This is a genomic window from uncultured Gimesia sp. (assembly GCF_963976445.1).
Lineage (GTDB): Bacteria > Planctomycetota > Planctomycetia > Planctomycetales > Planctomycetaceae > Gimesia.
This window is the reverse complement of record NZ_CAXBKP010000007.1, coordinates 139,371-155,807: the sequence shown is the minus strand read 5'-3', so window position 1 is coordinate 155,807 and position 16,437 is coordinate 139,371. Positions and strand designations below refer to the sequence as shown.

General features: G+C 48.2%; 16 protein-coding genes. 10 read left to right on the top strand and 6 right to left on the bottom strand.

Annotated features, from left to right (window positions below):
• The first annotated feature begins 248 nt into the window (after positions 1-248).
• A complete protein-coding gene (locus tag AAC022_RS10250) occupies positions 249-1,604 on the top strand; it encodes an FtsX-like permease family protein (protein WP_339730647.1) in 1,356 nt (451 codons plus the stop codon).
• Positions 1,605-1,654: 50 nt separating this feature from the next.
• Positions 1,655-2,332, top strand: a complete 678-nt coding sequence (locus AAC022_RS10245; RefSeq protein WP_339730645.1) for an ABC transporter ATP-binding protein — start codon at positions 1,655-1,657, stop codon at positions 2,330-2,332.
• Between the two features lie 100 nt (positions 2,333-2,432).
• Here the strand turns inward: AAC022_RS10245 and AAC022_RS10240 are convergent, their stop codons facing one another.
• Positions 2,433-2,930, bottom strand: a complete 498-nt coding sequence (locus AAC022_RS10240; protein ID WP_339730644.1) for a hypothetical protein — start codon at positions 2,928-2,930, stop codon at positions 2,433-2,435.
• A 569-nt stretch (positions 2,931-3,499) separates the two neighbouring features.
• On the opposite strand from AAC022_RS10240, the gene argB reads away from it, so the two are divergent.
• A complete protein-coding gene (gene argB / locus AAC022_RS10235) occupies positions 3,500-4,375 on the top strand; it encodes an acetylglutamate kinase (protein WP_339730643.1) in 876 nt (291 codons plus the stop codon).
• Between the two features lie 5 nt (positions 4,376-4,380).
• Here the strand turns inward: argB and AAC022_RS10230 are convergent, their stop codons facing one another.
• Both AAC022_RS10230 and AAC022_RS10225 read right to left on the bottom strand, forming a co-directional pair.
• The gene (locus tag AAC022_RS10230) at positions 4,381-4,875 is read right to left on the bottom strand and encodes a hypothetical protein (RefSeq protein ID WP_339730641.1); all 495 of its coding nucleotides are present in this window, start codon (positions 4,873-4,875) and stop codon (positions 4,381-4,383) included.
• Positions 4,872-5,858, bottom strand: coding sequence for a hypothetical protein (locus AAC022_RS10225; protein ID WP_339730639.1), 987 nt, complete (start codon positions 5,856-5,858; stop codon positions 4,872-4,874). The genes AAC022_RS10230 and AAC022_RS10225 overlap by 4 nt, the downstream gene beginning before the upstream one ends.
• A gap of 160 nt (positions 5,859-6,018) precedes the next feature.
• Between AAC022_RS10225 and AAC022_RS10220 the strand changes: the two genes are divergently transcribed.
• The 7 genes from AAC022_RS10220 to AAC022_RS10190 all read left to right on the top strand — a co-directional run bounded on the left by AAC022_RS10220 (position 6,019) and on the right by AAC022_RS10190 (position 12,709).
• Entirely contained in the window at positions 6,019-7,986 is a 1,968-nt protein-coding gene (locus AAC022_RS10220; protein WP_339730637.1) for a hypothetical protein, read from the top strand.
• A complete protein-coding gene (locus AAC022_RS10215; RefSeq protein ID WP_339730636.1) occupies positions 7,983-8,654 on the top strand; it encodes an ATP-binding cassette domain-containing protein in 672 nt (223 codons plus the stop codon). The genes AAC022_RS10220 and AAC022_RS10215 overlap by 4 nt, the downstream gene beginning before the upstream one ends.
• Entirely contained in the window at positions 8,651-9,829 is a 1,179-nt protein-coding gene (locus tag AAC022_RS10210; RefSeq protein ID WP_339730635.1) for an ABC transporter permease, read from the top strand. Before AAC022_RS10215 ends, AAC022_RS10210 begins: the two co-directional genes overlap by 4 nt.
• 12 nt (positions 9,830-9,841) lie before the next feature.
• Positions 9,842-10,795, top strand: coding sequence for a metal ABC transporter substrate-binding protein (locus AAC022_RS10205; protein ID WP_339730634.1), 954 nt, complete (start codon positions 9,842-9,844; stop codon positions 10,793-10,795).
• Between the two features lie 3 nt (positions 10,796-10,798).
• Entirely contained in the window at positions 10,799-11,311 is a 513-nt protein-coding gene (locus tag AAC022_RS10200) for an N-acetyltransferase (RefSeq protein WP_339730632.1), read from the top strand.
• Between the two features lie 229 nt (positions 11,312-11,540).
• Positions 11,541-11,777, top strand: coding sequence for a hypothetical protein (locus AAC022_RS10195; protein WP_339730631.1), 237 nt, complete (start codon positions 11,541-11,543; stop codon positions 11,775-11,777).
• 83 nt (positions 11,778-11,860) lie between these two features.
• Positions 11,861-12,709 carry a TatD family hydrolase gene (locus AAC022_RS10190; protein ID WP_339730629.1) on the top strand — a complete coding sequence of 283 codons (849 nt, stop codon included), beginning with the start codon at positions 11,861-11,863 and terminating at the stop codon, positions 12,707-12,709.
• Positions 12,710-12,779: 70 nt separating this feature from the next.
• Here the strand turns inward: AAC022_RS10190 and mog are convergent, their stop codons facing one another.
• From mog to AAC022_RS10175, 3 genes are all read right to left on the bottom strand, one after another.
• Positions 12,780-13,322 carry a molybdopterin adenylyltransferase gene (gene mog, locus AAC022_RS10185; protein ID WP_339730627.1) on the bottom strand — a complete coding sequence of 181 codons (543 nt, stop codon included), beginning with the start codon at positions 13,320-13,322 and terminating at the stop codon, positions 12,780-12,782.
• Positions 13,323-13,520: 198 nt separating this feature from the next.
• Positions 13,521-15,005, bottom strand: coding sequence for a proton-conducting transporter membrane subunit (locus AAC022_RS10180; RefSeq protein WP_339730624.1), 1,485 nt, complete (start codon positions 15,003-15,005; stop codon positions 13,521-13,523).
• Positions 15,002-16,393: a proton-conducting transporter membrane subunit gene (locus AAC022_RS10175; protein ID WP_339730623.1), complete on the bottom strand. Its 1,392-nt coding sequence runs from the start codon at positions 16,391-16,393 to the stop codon at positions 15,002-15,004. Before AAC022_RS10175 ends, AAC022_RS10180 begins: the two co-directional genes overlap by 4 nt.
• Positions 16,394-16,437 lie beyond the last annotated feature (44 nt).

Sequence of the window (16,437 nt, the reverse complement as noted above, 5' to 3'; positions counted from 1 at the left end):
CAAAAACCGCCAAGCTTCAAGTTTTGGTTGAATCGATCATTCACTGATTTGAGCTGGGAGCATTCTACGTTTGAATTTGACTGGTTTTCAAGTTAGCTCTGTCTATAACTCCTTATTATCAGTTCTTTTATTATGAGAATACGAATCAAATTGATTCATTGATGGAACTGATCTGCGTAGAATGACGCGTAGAATGACACAGACACTTTGAAGGCCGGAATGAATCGACTTACTGGAAAACAGCCTAAATGCTAAAATTTGCCTTACGAAACCTTCTAAGCCGCTCATTGCGTTCGTTTTTATGTTTGATGGGATTGACCATTGCCATTGCCGGCATGGTTGGCCTGTTTTCCATCGCCGGAGGGCTGGAAGAGACCGTTTCCCAGACATTCGGGAAAATATCAGGCATTGTTGCGATGCAACCCGGCGCGCCAATCCCGCTGTTTTCCCGGATTCCCCGATCATGGGGGGCTGAGATCGAAGAGATCCCCGGCGTATCGATTGTGAATTCCGAAATCTGGTCCCGGGTCAATATCATTGAAGGCAAACCGGTTGTCAGTCCGCCTCGGTTTCTGTTTGGAACGGATCTTCCCACCCGTCTGCAGTTAAAAAAAGGTATCTATCGCGAAACCATTTATGAGGGCCGGTTTTTAAATCTGGAGGACCAGGGCAAACTGAATACGGTGATCAGCCGTCAGATTGCAGAACAGCATCAGAAGCAGGTTGGCGATCAGATTGAGGTCAACGGTCAGCAGATGACGATCGTCGGGCTCTATGAATGTGGCTCGATCCTACTCGATGTGGCAATCATTCTTGATATTGATGTCGTGCGTGATATCACACGATTCGATCCGGAGAGTGTCAGTTGTTTCTACATAGAGCAGTCAGACGATTTCAAAAACGATGTGATTGTGAAAAATATCAAAGACCAGTTTTGTGATCGGGAACTGGCATCCTGGCAACCAGCGTCTCTGGCGTTAGCGAATGCTTCGCAATCCAATATCCTCAAGGATTTCGTCGACGCCATCGATCAAAGTTTGAAGGGGACATCGGACCAAGGGGCAGAGAAAAAACAAAAGTCAGAAAAGCAATCTTCATCCAGGAAAACACCCGTAGTTAATGCCGGGAATGCAAATACAAGCGAACATCCCAGTGCGTTGGAAGTACGGGCGGCATCAGATTGGGGAGAGCGACTGGAAACATTCACTGCCGACCTGGACATCTTTCTGGGGTTGATGACAGGCATCGGAGTTTTAATCGCGATGCTGAGTATCATCAACACCATGTTAATGAGTGTGATGGAACGGATTGTGGATTTCGGAATTCTCAAAGCCAACGGCTGGTCAAACCGGGACGTGATGCTGCTGATCACCGCCGAGAGTTCTCTGCTGGGCGTCACCGGCGGAGTGCTGGGATGTATCTTGGGATTAGGTGCCATCGCGATCGTGAACTGGAAGTTTGCCAGTCAGGTCCATCTTTACGCCAGTCCTGGATTACTTCTGTTCGGCGTTGTCTTTAGTACGTTCCTCGGCATTTTCGGTGGTTTATATCCTGCCTGGTGGACCACACGAATGACTCCCATTGATGCAATCCGACGTGGCTGATAATGAAAATTAGATAACTTTAGAACGTGTTCGCAGAAAGTTGACTTCCTATGATCGAAATTCGTGATGTAACGAAAATTCACCAGTGTGGTGAGACGGAAGTTCGTGCACTGCAGGGAGTGAGCTGCCGTTTCCCCGGTCAAACGTTTTCGTTTATCCTGGGACCATCCGGAAGCGGAAAAAGTACGTTGCTCTACTTGATGGGGGCGCTGGATTCGCCTTCATCAGGCGAGATATTTGTGCAAAATCGGTCACTGTCGACACTGACTCAAACCGAACGTGACACGTATCGGCGTGAAAAAGTCGGCTTTGTCTTTCAAAGTTTTAATCTTTTGAAAAACCTGAATGCGCTGGAAAATGTGCTGGCTCCCTATTTGCCTCAGGGAGTGACTGCCGAACAGAAACAACGTGCAGAAGATCTGCTGAAACAGGTGGGCTTAGGGCAGCGGATTACCCACCGCCCCAATCAATTATCAGGCGGAGAGCAGCAGCGTGTGGCGATCGCCCGTGCACTGTTAAAACGCCCTTTGCTGATTTTGGCCGACGAGCCGACGGGCGAACTGGATACAAAAACCGGCGAAGAAATCTTTCATTGTCTGCGCGATATGAGCGAGCAATATAAAACGACCGTCGTGATTGTAACGCATGACGAACGCTACATCAGAGAGACCGATTATATTCTCCGATTACGCGACGGGAAACTTGCGGAAGCGAATGCAGCAGATTAGTTCGAATACCTCGTCTTCGCTGATCGGTATAGAAAAACCGCTACGATTCGGGATTCTGGAATCGTAGCGGTTTTCTGGTTTGCGATTTTGAGGTCTTGAATCAGACCGTGTCAATTTTTCCATCGTGTGATTTGCGAAAGCCCGGACCTGCCTTTTCAGGGGGAGTGGCGTAGACGTTCAGACGTACAATTTCCAGATCGGCCAGATGACCTTCAATTGTGATATAAGAGGCTGCCGGGGTCCTGGCAACGGCTGGCTCAGTCTCTTCCATGAAATGAAAGTGGAAGCGATTGACTGATTCAAACCGGTCCAGAAGTTGTAACAGGTCGAACTGAAAGCCAGCGGCAATAAATTGACCGTCGCGTTGTCCACCAACGATTTCTGTACTACCCAGGAACAGGCCTACTTCCCAGCACTCTTCAGTGAACTGGCAGTCGAAGCCAACCCGACCGACTTCATCGTAAGGATTGAAGATGTCAGCGACCTCGTCCACAAAACTACTGAGCCAGGAAGGACGACAATTGATATTAGTTTGATCTGAAGCAAAGTTTTCCATTTGTTTCATCAGGTGTTGAATCGGCAAGTGTGAATGGGCCAACGTTGTTTCTCCGTCTCAATCTCTTAAGGTCTCTTAGTGGTTGTAAAGCAATGCAATTTCGTGAGCGATTACGATCTTGTTCTGTAGAGTTAGATATCGGGGGATTTCATAGAATGGCCACACACCAATTCTCCTGTTCTCCTGAGATGACCGGTATCTGTGTCTGTGAGCGCAAAATTGCCGAACCGGCCTGTCGCACCATTCCCTCCATATGCCGGGGCCGTATTGATCAGTCCGATTGTGTTGCCTCTTGGGAGGTTGATTCAAGTTGGGTTATGCCAGTTTGAGACTTGAAAAATTTAACGAATTCCTGTTTTGAGTTATTTGAAATTGAAGTTGAGTGAAAAAATGCGGAAACAGTCTTAAAAACGAAAAAAAACATGTTCTATTGTGGACTGGATGTCGTGCCGTTGAGGATTTGGGGCAGTCGTTTGACAGTTCACAAAGGTCACTTACAATAAGTCTGGGATTGTTGTGTCTTCAGGATAATTTGAAATGTCATTGAAGAGATTCATTTCAGCATACAAAATTGCATTCGTTGATGTATTGAGAAGGAATAAAGGTCTACTGTGGAAGGTGCCGTTCGTAAAGCTGCTGTGTTGATCGAAGCGTTAAGCTGGATTAGAAGATTTCGTGGCCGATACGTTGTGATCAAGCTCGGGGGGAGTGCGCTCGAAGAAGAGTCTGCAGTCAAAGCATTTCTGACGGACGTGATCTTTATGCGAACGGTGGGCATGCATCCCATTCTCGTACACGGCGGCGGAAAAGCCATCAGTAAAGCAATGAGCGAAGCTGGAATCGAACCTCGGTTTGTGCATGGTCGACGTTATACTGATGAAAAAACACTGGAAATCGCCACCGATGTCCTTGCCAATCAGATCAGTGAATCGCTGGCTCAGGAAATCAGATCGCAGGGGGCGAAAGCAGAACCGCTTCACTTTGGGACACGGAATTGTCTCAAGGGAGAGCAACTGACACTCCAGGCGGAAGACGGCTCCGCTGTGGATCTGGGACATGTCGGTTATGTAACAGACGTAGATCAGGAACTTTTAGCAGAAATCTGCGGATCAGATGCCATTCCCGTGATACCGTCCGTTGCTCTGGATCAAACAGGACAGAAATTAAACGTCAATGCAGATACCGCTGCTGCTGCGCTCGCCCGCATTCTGAAAGCGGAGAAGCTTGTCTTTTTGAGCGATGTACCGGGAATATTTCTCGATCGAAATGATCCCGAGACACTGGTTTCCCATCTGGAAACCGAGCGATGCCGGGCCTTAATCGCTGATGGCACTATTGATGCGGGTATGGAGCCCAAGGTTGATGCGGCGCTCGAAGCTCTGGCAAGCGGCGTCGGAAAAGTACACATCGTTGACGCCCGGCTGCCCCATTCGATTCTCTTGGAAATTTATTCGGATAAAGGGATTGGGACTGAGATTGTCAAATAGTCATTTCAATCGCTGGGCTGCTGATTCTCCGGCGTGACGGCTTCAACCGGATGGGAATCGGAAAACCCAATCTCCGGGTGTCTGATCATGCCGCCCCAGTGAGCGGCGATCGTCCAGAAAACTGCTAGTGAGATAGTGCCGACTACAATTAGCGACCGTTGCCATCGCGGGATATTTTCGCCTTGAAATCGTTGCATCAAAGCGTTGCCGACAATCATTGCGAGAACGACCATCGCCAGCAGGCAAGAGCGTGCCAGGATGGCGTGAAATTCGACCGTTTCCTTTTCGACGCTGTAATGTTCTTTCAAGATTTCATAAGCGGGAGGACCAGAAAAGTAGGCCACCGTTGCCAGCAGTAGAATCGTCAGCAGCAGCCAGCAACAGATTTCAAACAGACGGTCATCGCGTAACAGTCGAGCCAGAACGAATAAGATCGACAGCCCCCAGCATCCTACTATGGGGACATGGACGGTGATGAGATGAATCTGGGCCGCGTTCATTGTCGACCTGTCTTGATCGCTTCACTGGGATCAATTCCCTGGTCAACCTGACTGTAATCCAGCTCGCTGCCCCCCATACTGTGTGGAATCAGATAACAGACCGTCATCACGATGGATGCCGTGAAGACGACAATTCGCATGATAGCGGTCACTTTTTTGTATGGATTCAAACCGATCACCGAGCAGGCGAAAACCCACGCCAGAAACATAAACAGCATTTTATTATCAGTCCAGTCGCCCCCCAGCGGAAAGCCGGTCCAGTATTCTCCAAACGCGTACTTCTGAACGCAGGGCCCTAAAATCATCCCACCGACCATCATGCCACATAGGGTGACCCAGGCCAGTTGACGCAGATTGTAGGGAGCAAAAAGTGCAGCCAGACCGGACCGCATACCTAACAGAATCGAAAAAATCATCAAAGTGATATGCGGGATCAATATACCATCAGGAACGGGATCTTTAAAACGAATCAAAACAAATTTATCCGCCTGCTCTGGGAAACGACGTTGTTTGCCGTCGATCTTTGCTTCAATGTAATACTCTAGTTTCCCCGCAGCCGGTTGTTTGGGGAGCGCACCTTCCAATTTGTACTGTTCTTTTTCCTCGACTGTCGTCATAGGGGCAGCCGTGAATTCATCAGTTGTGCGATACCGTTTGTAGAATAAAGTCGCCGCTGGTTTTGGTTCGGATAAGGGAGCCGGTAATTCGACAATCGCGTCATCCGTGGATTCATGTGTACGAATGAGTTTGGCGGTAATTCCGTCAGCCACTCGGATTTTTACAGGATAAGTTGGCCCTGTCGCTCGCTGATAAATCATCGCGGAAGCAGCCAGAAGAAACGCTAGAAACCAGAGTCCACTGCGTTTGAGCAGGCTGGGTTTAGGTGGGAGAGCTGTTTCTGCTGTAACTTCTTGTGTTATTTCAGCTTTGGGTTGGCCTGAATCCTGTGTTTCTTCCATGGGAGAGCCTTTTTTCTCAATCATTGTGAATTCAATAATCGTAGTGTCTTATAAGCAGACCACGATTGCAATTCTATACTCTCTCTCGGTACGATCAAATAGTACAGAAATGTAATAAAACCTGCCTGTTTGATACGCTCCTTTCCATTTTAAGCTCCCTGTTTTTCCAGTTTGAAATTCCGCTATGACCTCACCAGTTGCTGCTTCAATCTGTCGCCGTAAGAAACCGTGTGGCTGTACTTACAAACAGAGAGCAAAAATACGTTTGGTGCTACTGTCTTGTCTGGCGCTATTGTGCAGTTTAGCAGTACCCCAAATCAGCGAGGCACATCCGATTTCCGTCAGTCAGGAAAATGTCTACGTCACCCGGGACAAGGTGATGATCTCGATGCAGATTTACGTCGAAGATCTCTACTTCTTTCAAAAGCTGGAACCGGACAAAGAAAATATCGTCTCTGCTGACAAAATCAAAACAGCAATCGAACAGCACAAGCAGTTCCTGTTGGATCGCCTGATCGTTCGGGACATCAACGGCGAGAAGTTAAAGGGGAAGGTGGTTTCGGTCGATGATTCCTCGATCAAGCCGCAGGGGGTCGCGATGTCAGACCTGATGCTGTTTACGCTGGTATTTCAGATTGAATATCCACTCGCCAAGCCACCCGAATTTCTCACCTTCAGCCAGCAACTAGTCGATTCCAACGCCGGCTTCCCGGCGATGGTCCAGTTTAATCTTAAGCAGGAAGGTTCCGAGACCCCGTATGCGGTTTCGATGAAACCGCGGGAGCCACAAACAATTCGCTTTAGCTGGGATAGTCCCCCGTTAGCCCCAGATGCCTCTGAAGCCGACTGGCAGAAGTGGCTCAAAGAACGCCGCGAAGAGACATTGGGGATTACCAGTTACGGCACCATCTATTCCTTTCTGTATATTGAAGATTTTGAAGTCAGGCACGAAATTCTGATTCCGCTGGCAACACTGGAGTCATTCTTTACGCTTGAACATCAAGATCCAGATTTTTTGTCTGTCACCGAGCAGGAAGCATCGCGGGAAAAGATTGAACAGTATTTCGCGAAAGCGAATCCGATTGAAATTGATGGAATCACTGTCAAACCAGTCATTTCACGGCTCGATTTTTATGGCCTCGATTTCCGAGATTTTGCCAAGTCAGCTGAGAAAAAAAGAGTCAGTACTGCCAACGCCCGGGTAGGTATTATTCTGACTTACAGCACCAAAGGAACTCCCGATGAAGTCAAAGTGACGTGGGACATGTTCAATCGAAATGTCTGGAGTGTGGAGTCGGTCTGCTTTGCCTTCGATCAATCCTATAAACCGGTCTTTTCCAAACTGGAACGGAGCAGTGTATTTGAATGGACGAATCCGGGGCGCAAAGTCAGCCTGGAAGTCAATCCCGTGAAAGTCAGCTTGCAACCACGTTCACTCTGGTCCATTCCCCTGATCAGTGCAATCGGCTTTCTAATGTGTTTTGTTGTAGGTCTGAGCCTGTTTCGGAAAACACAATTGCGCAAAAGTACATTGGTTGTGGTCGTCATATTATTCATCGCCAGCCTGTTGTGTTGGCCGTTTTCGCGAGTCACCTTTGCCAACCCTCTGGAACCGATTCCCCAAGTACCCGCTGAGAAGGCAGAAGCCGTCTTCAAAACGCTGCATAAGAATATTTACCGATCGTTTGATTATCATACCGAAAGTGATGTCTACGATGCGCTGGCGAAAAGTACTGACGGCGCCTTTCTGGAAACACTGTATCGTCAAATTAATCAAAGCCTGAAAATGCAGGAGCAGGGGGGGGCGATTTCGCGAGTCACTGATGTGCAATGGGAGACGGTTCAGCCAGAAAATGAGACTGTGTCAGAAAATCAACCAATGCGAGATGAACGCAGTTTTGCGGTTAAGACAACGTGGACAGTCGCAGGCACGGTAGAGCATTGGGGCCATATTCACACGCGAACCAATCAGTATCAGGCGATTTTTTATCTGGAACCGGTAGAGGATGCCTGGAAACTGACCGGCATGAATTTGCTGGATGAACAGCGAGTGCGGTTTCAGACTAATTTACGCGAAGTAAACACGGAAGAAATGAAGCCCCCTGAAGACAATTCGCCGAAAACAAAGTCAGCTGACTCGAGTTCATCATGATTCAGATGCAACAACTCAAATTCGGTTATCCTCAGTCCCATTTTCGATTGAGTATTCCCGAACTGGAAATTAAAGACACAGAAAAAGTAGCCGTGATCGGCCCCAGTGGGTGTGGTAAGACAACACTATTGAATTTGATTTCCGGTATTCTGATTCCGAATCAAGGCACACTGCTTTCCTGTGGAATTGATTTAAAAACACTTAACGATAGTCAGAGACGCGTCTATCGCATTTCCAGAATTGGCTTTGTCTTTCAGGAATTCGAATTAATCGATTATTTGAATGTCCGTGAAAATATTCTGCTGCCCTATTTTATCAATTCGGCACTGCAACTGGATGAAGGTGTGCTACAGCGGGCACAAGAACTGGCGGCGGCCATGCAGATTGATTCGTATTTCAACTCACGCATCGATCGTATCTCTCAAGGAGAACGGCAGCGGGTGGCGATCTGCCGGGCTCTCTTACCTCAACCGCAGATACTGTTAGCAGATGAGCCGACTGGAAATCTGGATCCGGTCAATAAACAACACATTCGGGATTTATTACTCGAACATACCACCAAAACCAATGCGACCTTAATCATGGTGACTCATGATGACCGCCTGCTGGATCAGTTTGATCGGACCATTGATATCGAACGTTTTCATGAAATGGTGAAAACGGCATGAATGGGATCCTCAGACTGACCTTACGCTATTTAGCGTATAATAAACTCAAAACCATTACACTGATTATGTGTGTCTCGCTGGCGTTGCTCTTGCCCGTGTTGCTGCAATTTGGCGTGGCACAGTTTGAACAGGATCTGATGTCTCGAGCCCGGTCTACTCCTCTGGTTGCGGGGGTTAAAGGGAGCCGCTTTGATCTTGCGTTGCAGAGCATGTATTTCAGTCGTGCCGATCTGGAGCCGACATCAATGCGGGAAGTGGAATCGATACAGGAGACAAACTATGCCCTCCCGATACCACTGACACTCCGTTTTACCGCACAGGGATTTCCTGTTGTCGGGACAACACTTGATTATTTCGAATTTCGTAAGCGGGAGATCGCGGAAGGAACGCAGCTGAAACGGCTGGGAGACTGCGTAATCGGAGCTAATGTGGCGGCAACTCTTCAGTTAAAGCCCGGCGATCGACTGATGTCGGACCCGCTGAATGTGTTTGATCTTTCAGGAAATTATCCGCTGAAGATGCGGGTGGTGGGCGTACTGGGAAAATCGAATTCTCCCGATGATGAGGCTGTTTTTGTTGATTTGAAAACGGAATGGATCATCTCGGGCATCGGCCATGGTCATCAAAGTATCAATGCGGAATCGAATAAAGATCTTGTATTGAAGCAGGAAGGTCAGACGACCGTCGCGAATGCCGCCGTCCCACAGTTTAATGAGGTGACGGACAAAAATCTGGCTTCGTTCCATTTTCATGGAGAGACAGATACATTTCCCATCTCAGCCATCATTGTGGTTCCCTTTGATCAAAAATCGGAAGTCCTGCTATTGGGCCTGTACGATACGAAAGGGGCAGAGCTACAATTGATACGCCCGACCGAAATCGTCAATGAGTTGATGGGCATGGTGTTTCGCGTGAAGCAGTTGTTCGATATGAACGCCTTGCTGGTTTCGATTTCAGTGGGACTATTATTAGCACTCGTGTTTGTGCTTTCGCTCCGCTTACGCAAGCGGGAACGACAGACGATGTTTCAATTGGGCTGCAGCCGATCGATGATTTGGAAGCTGCAACTGACAGAAGTGATTTTTATTTTAGCCGCCAGTCTGCTGATCGTGCTAGGCATCACAGCCATTGTCCGGGTTTATGCGAGTCAGTTGCTACGTCTCTGGTTTAGTTAGTGATATTTTAATATGCGACGGTTTATTTTCTTCTCGGCATTGTTTTCAGTGATGACACTGTGTGCCTGTCAGCCAGACACACAGCCGAAACCTAAACAGGCAGCAGAAAATAAAACACCGGTGGTCGTGGTCGTCAATTATCCTCTGCAGTTTATTGTCGAGTCACTCGTGGGGCCAGAAATTCAGGTTCTCAATCCGGTGCCCCCCGATGCGAACCCGGAAACCTGGCTTCCTGCTGACGCGATGATCCAGACAATTCAACAGGCGGACCTGATCGTCACCAACGGAGCCAACTTCGCCGACTGGGTCAAGAAATTATCGTTACCTCGATCTAAAGTCTTAAGAACGTCACTCTCATTGAAAGACGCGTTGATCAGCGTGCCTGATTTTGAAGTACACAGTCATGGGACAGGCGCCGCTCATTCACACGCCGGGACTGTGGCTTTTTTCTGGTTAGATCCGGCATTAATGGAGAGGCAGGCCGAAGTGATCGCGCAACGATTAATTCAACTTGTGCCTCAGGAGAAGGAAAGTATCACAGCCAATCTGGAGAAACTGAAGGACTCCTTAAAACCGCTCAGTCAAGAATTGGATCAACTGCAGGCTGAATATCCCGGATTGCACTGGTTTTCCGAACGCCCCGTTTATCAATATCTGGCGCGGCGTTGTGGCTGGACGATGCATCATCTGCACTGGAAGCAGGGGACTGTTCCCAACGAGAGTGACTGGGACAAATTAAAGACAATGCAGAGGGAGCAAAAAATCCCTTTTCTCTTATGGGAACATCAACCGGAAGAGAAAAGGGTGGAAGAACTCGCACAACATGGTGTCAATTCCGTGGTCTTGGATCCACTGACGATGAAACCGGCTCAAGGGGATTATGTGACCGAAATGCAACGCCAGTTAGTACAACTGAGACAGTTTCTGAAACAACATCAGTCAGAAACCGCTGAGTCAAAGGAGTAAACGATGATCATTCGCCCGGAAGAACCAGAAGATGCCGCTGCGATCAGGCACGTTGAGGAACAAGCCTTCGGACAGCCTGCCGAAGCAGATCTGGTGGATCGGTTAAGAGCTGCATGTCCGGAACAGATCTCTCTGGTCGCGATCATGGAAGATGAGTTAGTGGGGCATATTTTGTTCACACCAGCGGTCATTGAATATGAGGATGGTTCAAAGCTGAACGGTTTCGGTTTGGCTCCTGTGGCGGTGTTACCCGCGTTCCAGAAGCAGGGCGTGGGAACAGCTTTGATTCAATCAGGTCTGGCAGAGTTGCAGCACCGAAATCAGCCATTTGTGATCGTGCTGGGACATCCTGAGTATTACCCGCGATTTGGCTTCCAGCCCGCTTATCGATATCATCTTACGTGCAAATTTACAGGAGAAAATCGAGACACATTTTTGATTCATCTCCTGAAAAATAAAGGGTTTCAGGCGAAAGCAGGAGACGCTCGGTATCATCCCGTTTTTGACTCACTTTAATTCCTACGACTAGCCAATTTATACTGAATTTCTGTTTCAGATTTGCGGAAAATCAGTTGAACTCAGTTTAGAGAGTAGGAAGAACCGATGTAAGGTGTATAATAAAACGTGACTGATATCACTCAAATTGGATGTGGTAGTAGCGTTTTTCGAGACCCTGCCGGTTTTGTTGAAGACGCTTTCGTATCATGAAAGAGCGACCACAGACGTAATAATCCGAAAGGTTTTAATGATGCAAACAGCTTTACAGGTTTTGGATCGAGAGTATCTCGAAGCCCGTTGTTCCCTGGTGGAGCTTGCCGCGACATTCGATCGCATCGATCGGGCCAGCGATGAAGAGGAATCCAGCGAATTCAATGATTCCCGCTTGGATCTACTGAGTCAGGCAATCGCACTATTGACTGAAAAAAGTCATCTACCGAATCGATCTGAACGAATGCTGCTCCTCTTTTCTGATCTGGATTAGACCCGGTTCCATCAAACGAATTCGGAGCAAGCCGACGCGAAATCCTCCCACCCGCTTACTTTTGAATAAACAGTGAGACGATCATGCAAATTATTCAACCCCATTATCATGCCATTGCACGAACCGCACAAGATTACGAACGCATGGCGATGTCCGGCGTTGTCGCCGTAGCAGAACCTGCCTTCTGGGCCGGTTTTGACCGCCTGTATCCGGAAACCTTCCTCGATTACTTCAGGCAGATCAGCGAGTTCGAACCGACGCGTGCCGCCGAGTATGGCATCAAGCATTATTGCTGGGTCGCCGTGAATCCCAAAGAAGCCGAAAATCCAGAATTGAGCCGCGAAGTGCTCAAACATATGCCCGAGTTTTATAAAAAGCCGACTGTGCTCGGCGTAGGAGAAATCGGCTTCCATAAAACCACGAAAAACGAAGAAGCGATCTTCGAAGAGCAGGTGGAACAGGCCATCAAGTATGATCAGTTAATACTGATTCATACGCCTCACCTGCAGGATAAAGTTCGTGGCACAAAACGCACGCTGGAAGTGTTATCTCATATGAATGTGAATCCGGAGCGCGTCTGGATCGATCACGTCGAAGAACACACCATTCGTGGGCCTTTAGAAGCCGGCTACTGGGTTGGGTTTACTCTGTACCCTGTCACCAAGTGCACTCCCAAACGGGCCGTCGATATGCTCGAAATGTATGGGCATGAGCGAATCCTGGTTAACTCCTCTGCCGACTGGGGGCCCAGTGATCCCTTTACTCTGCAGCAGTGTGTTATCCAATTCCGGGCCAGAGGTTATTCGGTCCAGGATGCGATTGAAGTCTTCCATAATAACCCCGCTCGTTTCCTGGGGCAGAATCCAAAATTCGATATCAAACCCATTCAACTGGAAACGATTGAAGAAGAAATCAGTTCCAATCTGCTTTAAAGCAGTGTGTTGATAAAATGTAATCAGAGCAGGAGCCGTTATCAAAATAGCGGCTCCTGTTTTTATTCGCTTATTTCTTTTTTGGCCGGAATGCAACGAGACGCGTTTCATTGGTTTCCAGGAAGGGGCCTTCAAGCAGATCAATGCAGTAGGGGACAGCTGGAAAAACCGCGTCCAGGCATTCCTGGATCGCCTTCGGCTGACCTGGCAGATTGATAATCAACGAACCGCCCCGAATGACCGCTGTTTGACGCGAAAGAATAGCAGTGGGAACTTTTTCCAGTGAGACTTTCCGCATCAATTCACCAAAGCCCGGCATCTCTTTTTCAGCAACCGCCAATGTGGCTTCCGGTGTGAGATCTCGTTTCGCAGGCCCCGTGCCTCCGGTGGTGACAATCAGACAACACTGTTCCAGATCAGAGAGTTCTTTCAGGGTCTCAGTGATTGTGGAAAGCTCATCGGGGATGACGCGTGCGACCGGGGTCCACTTGCTGCTGAGAACTTCAGACAGATAGCCCAAAATAGCAGGGCCGCCCCGGTCTTCATATTCACCTCGACTGGCGCGGTCGGAAACCGTGACAATTCCTATTTTGGCATGTTCCGTATCTGGCACGAATACCCTTTCTTATCACATGACGTTCGCTTCGATAATAGTAAAATCAATCCACTAACGACTTAATTCATCCACTGTATTCGATTGCCAGAAAGCCTTCCATGTCCGCATCGGGTTTGATGAGATATTTTCTCCCAATAGGCATTCTTGTCTAACGGGCAAAATTTCAAAAAGCGTTTCTTTTCTGGGCAACAGCCATCATTTAACATCATGAAAGCTCATCAAAGGTTTTACTGTTTTCGAAGTGTCAGTGATACCAATCGCTGGATCAACGGCTGGTGTTGATTCATTGAGGACAGCCCCACGCAGGCGAATCAGTTCCATGGCGGCATGATGTCTGGAAGTTACTCCTGGTTGTGGATAAAGTCCCCCACCCAGAATCAGGGCTACCAGGATTAAAATCGCCACATGTTCTGAAGGTCGTGCACGGAGCGAAATCGAAGATATGTGCCGTGCTCCGGTAAAGACGCGAAAATAGGCCTGCAGAATTGCAATACTGTTTAACGCGGCAGCAATCACAACAGCGGTTCCGACGAGAGGATAAACTTCAATAGCCCCCTCAATAAGTAGCTCGGTTCCGATGAATCCGACCGTTCCGGGGAAACCAATCGATGCCAGTCCGGTTACCAGAAACAGTGCTGCCAGTGTGGGAGTGTGGTCATAGAGTCCGTGATATTCTACGAGTGAAATTCGCCCGATTCTTGCTTCGATTGAGCGGAACGTCAAAGCAAATCCGGCTAGCGAAATTCCGACAGAAATCCAGACACAGAGTCCTCCTGTTAATCCCAGGGGAGTCGCCATTTCTAACCCGACCAGCACAAGAGACGAGTGACTCAGAAACAGATAGCAGAAGAATCGACGTGCTTCCCGTTGCACTAGTGTCATACCGGCCGCATAAACGGCGGTTGTCAGTGATACCAGTGCGATGCCTTGTAGCGCCCAATCGGGGGCAATCGGAAAAACCAGTCTCACTATCGCATAGGCTCCAGTCATCGGAGTGACAAACAGCAATGCGGTTCCGAAAGTTGCTTTCTCAAACAGATCCGTCATCCAGCAGTGCAGTGGAATGATGCCGCTACGTAGCAGGGCGGCAGTCGTCAGAAAAGCCCCTGCAATCAGCGAAATCGAATCACCGGCCTCACTGAAGCTGGAAAGCACGCCTCCGATTACCATCAAAGCAACGAATAGTCCCATATGCAGTACATATACGCGAGTTGATTGCTTATTGGCTTTGATTTCAAGGTAGGGGAGGATCGTAGCAACGGAAAGTAACGAGATAATTACCCAGGGGTCTCGGCTGCTCAATGTAGCCAATAGGATAGATTCGGAGAGGAGAGTGTTACTAAATGAAAAACGGTGTCCCTTGGTTTTCAACGTCGAAAGAACTGTAAGCAGATAAAGCAAAGCTGCCAGGGGAAGCAAAGGCGCGCTTAGTTCGTCCACAATCAAGATGTCTTTATTAAAGATCAGTTTAAATACATTGAAATGGTCTCGTGCTTCAAAAGCATGCAGGCTTTCGAAGTCAATCCATTCACAGACTGATGTGAGAAAAACCAGTGCGCAGACAAGGAGGCAACTCCTGTAGGCCTTGTCACGATCTTTTATCGTTCTAACCCAAAGTGCGCCAAGCAGCGTAATCAGGATCGACAATTCCATCCAGGGAAGATGGAGTTCGGGTATCATAAATATTCCTCCAGGGATTCCGTATGTGGCTTAATAAGATCCGACTCTCTGGATGTTTCTCCTGAGAGGAAGTTGGTCCAGCGACGTTCCAGGCGATCACACATACGGAACAGGGCAAGAAAAGGACGCACGATTAACAGATTAATAAGTATATCCAGGTAGCCGCGTTCGAGTTCAAATCGATAAAGTTTGATCCGATAACGTTTTGGCATAAAACGAACCCATAAAGATAGTTTTTGGGAAAGATGAGAGCCAATGGCATTTTCCAATGTGTGATAATCGTGCAATAAAGAAGGCGCTCGCAGAAGTTGCAAGGTTCGCAGACAGGCATGACCTATGATATGAATCAGCGCAATATATCGTAATCCGCACCCGATCTCGACAACGATAATGCCAACCTGGGTGAGAGACGCGAATGCGAGCGCACTTTTGATATCAGTCTGAACGCGGGCAACAAGCGTGCCGAAGAGAGCCGAGATCAGACCGAGAAAAATGACAGCCAGTCGTAATGTCAGCGAAAGTTCAAGGATGGGACTGACACGTAACAGCAGGTAGGCACCAAGATGGACGGAAAGTGATCCGTAAAAAACGGCGCTGGAAGGTGTTGGTCCTTCCATCGCGCGAGGAAGCCAACCGGAAAATGGGACCAGTGCGGATTTTCCGGCTGCGGCAATGAGTAATAGTATCCCGACAAACAAAGCGTGTTGTTCGGAAATGGTGGCTTGTCCATCCGGCCACGATCCGGTTCCCATCAATCCATCAAAATCTCCTGCTCCGGTCAAATGATGCAACATCAAGGCTGCAATTAAAAATGCGGCATCGGCAATTCGATAAATCGACCAGACACGCATACCATTGCGGACAGGATTGAGTCTTTCGTGAAAAAAGGCAACCAGTAATGCCGAAGATAAACCAACAAGTTCCCAACCGAAAAAAAGTGTCTCGATAGTTCCCGCCAGTGATGAAACAATCATGCCCAGCAGGAAGATGGCATAACAGACGAAGAAGCGGTTATAACCGGGTTCTCGATGAAGGTAGCGGCTGGCGAATGCGCCAATTGTTCCACAGAGAACAAATGACAGGATACAAAATGGAATCGACAATCGATCGAAAATGAATTTCAGATGAAAGTGAAAGTGCTGTTCGGGGATGACAACCCAGTTGCCGAGTTCTATGGGGACATACCGGATATCAAGCGAGAGCATCAGTCCAAGAATGGCTATTGATGCAAACAGTCCGATCATAACCATTGTTTGCGTTGCCTGTGCCATCAGGCGTTCCCCGATCGGCCGATTGATCAATGAGGTCACGCCGAACAACGCTAAGAGCAAAGCAGGACTCACCACCACGCACACACCAAGAAAATGAAATACAGCATCAGTGTTCATTGTAATTCAGTCATTTTATTCAGGATAAGGAGAATCAAAATTCA

Excerpts from the sequence above, each read along its gene's own strand:
- AAC022_RS10215 (WP_339730636.1), top strand. The coding sequence starts at position 7,983 with ATGATTCAGATGCAACAACTCAAATTCGGTTATCCTCAGTCCCATTTT.
- AAC022_RS10225 (WP_339730639.1), bottom strand. The coding sequence starts at position 5,858 with ATGATTGAGAAAAAAGGCTCTCCCATGGAAGAAACACAGGATTCAGGC.
- AAC022_RS10200 (WP_339730632.1), top strand. The coding sequence starts at position 10,799 with ATGATCATTCGCCCGGAAGAACCAGAAGATGCCGCTGCGATCAGGCAC.
- AAC022_RS10175 (WP_339730623.1), bottom strand. The coding sequence starts at position 16,393 with ATGAACACTGATGCTGTATTTCATTTTCTTGGTGTGTGCGTGGTGGTG.
- AAC022_RS10195 (WP_339730631.1), top strand. The coding sequence starts at position 11,541 with ATGATGCAAACAGCTTTACAGGTTTTGGATCGAGAGTATCTCGAAGCC.
- AAC022_RS10250 (WP_339730647.1), top strand. The coding sequence starts at position 249 with ATGCTAAAATTTGCCTTACGAAACCTTCTAAGCCGCTCATTGCGTTCG.
- AAC022_RS10210 (WP_339730635.1), top strand. The coding sequence starts at position 8,651 with ATGAATGGGATCCTCAGACTGACCTTACGCTATTTAGCGTATAATAAA.
- AAC022_RS10205 (WP_339730634.1), top strand. The coding sequence starts at position 9,842 with ATGCGACGGTTTATTTTCTTCTCGGCATTGTTTTCAGTGATGACACTG.
- AAC022_RS10230 (WP_339730641.1), bottom strand. The coding sequence starts at position 4,875 with ATGAACGCGGCCCAGATTCATCTCATCACCGTCCATGTCCCCATAGTA.
- AAC022_RS10245 (WP_339730645.1), top strand. The coding sequence starts at position 1,655 with ATGATCGAAATTCGTGATGTAACGAAAATTCACCAGTGTGGTGAGACG.
- AAC022_RS10220 (WP_339730637.1), top strand. The coding sequence starts at position 6,019 with ATGACCTCACCAGTTGCTGCTTCAATCTGTCGCCGTAAGAAACCGTGT.
- AAC022_RS10180 (WP_339730624.1), bottom strand. The coding sequence starts at position 15,005 with ATGATACCCGAACTCCATCTTCCCTGGATGGAATTGTCGATCCTGATT.
- AAC022_RS10190 (WP_339730629.1), top strand. The coding sequence starts at position 11,861 with ATGCAAATTATTCAACCCCATTATCATGCCATTGCACGAACCGCACAA.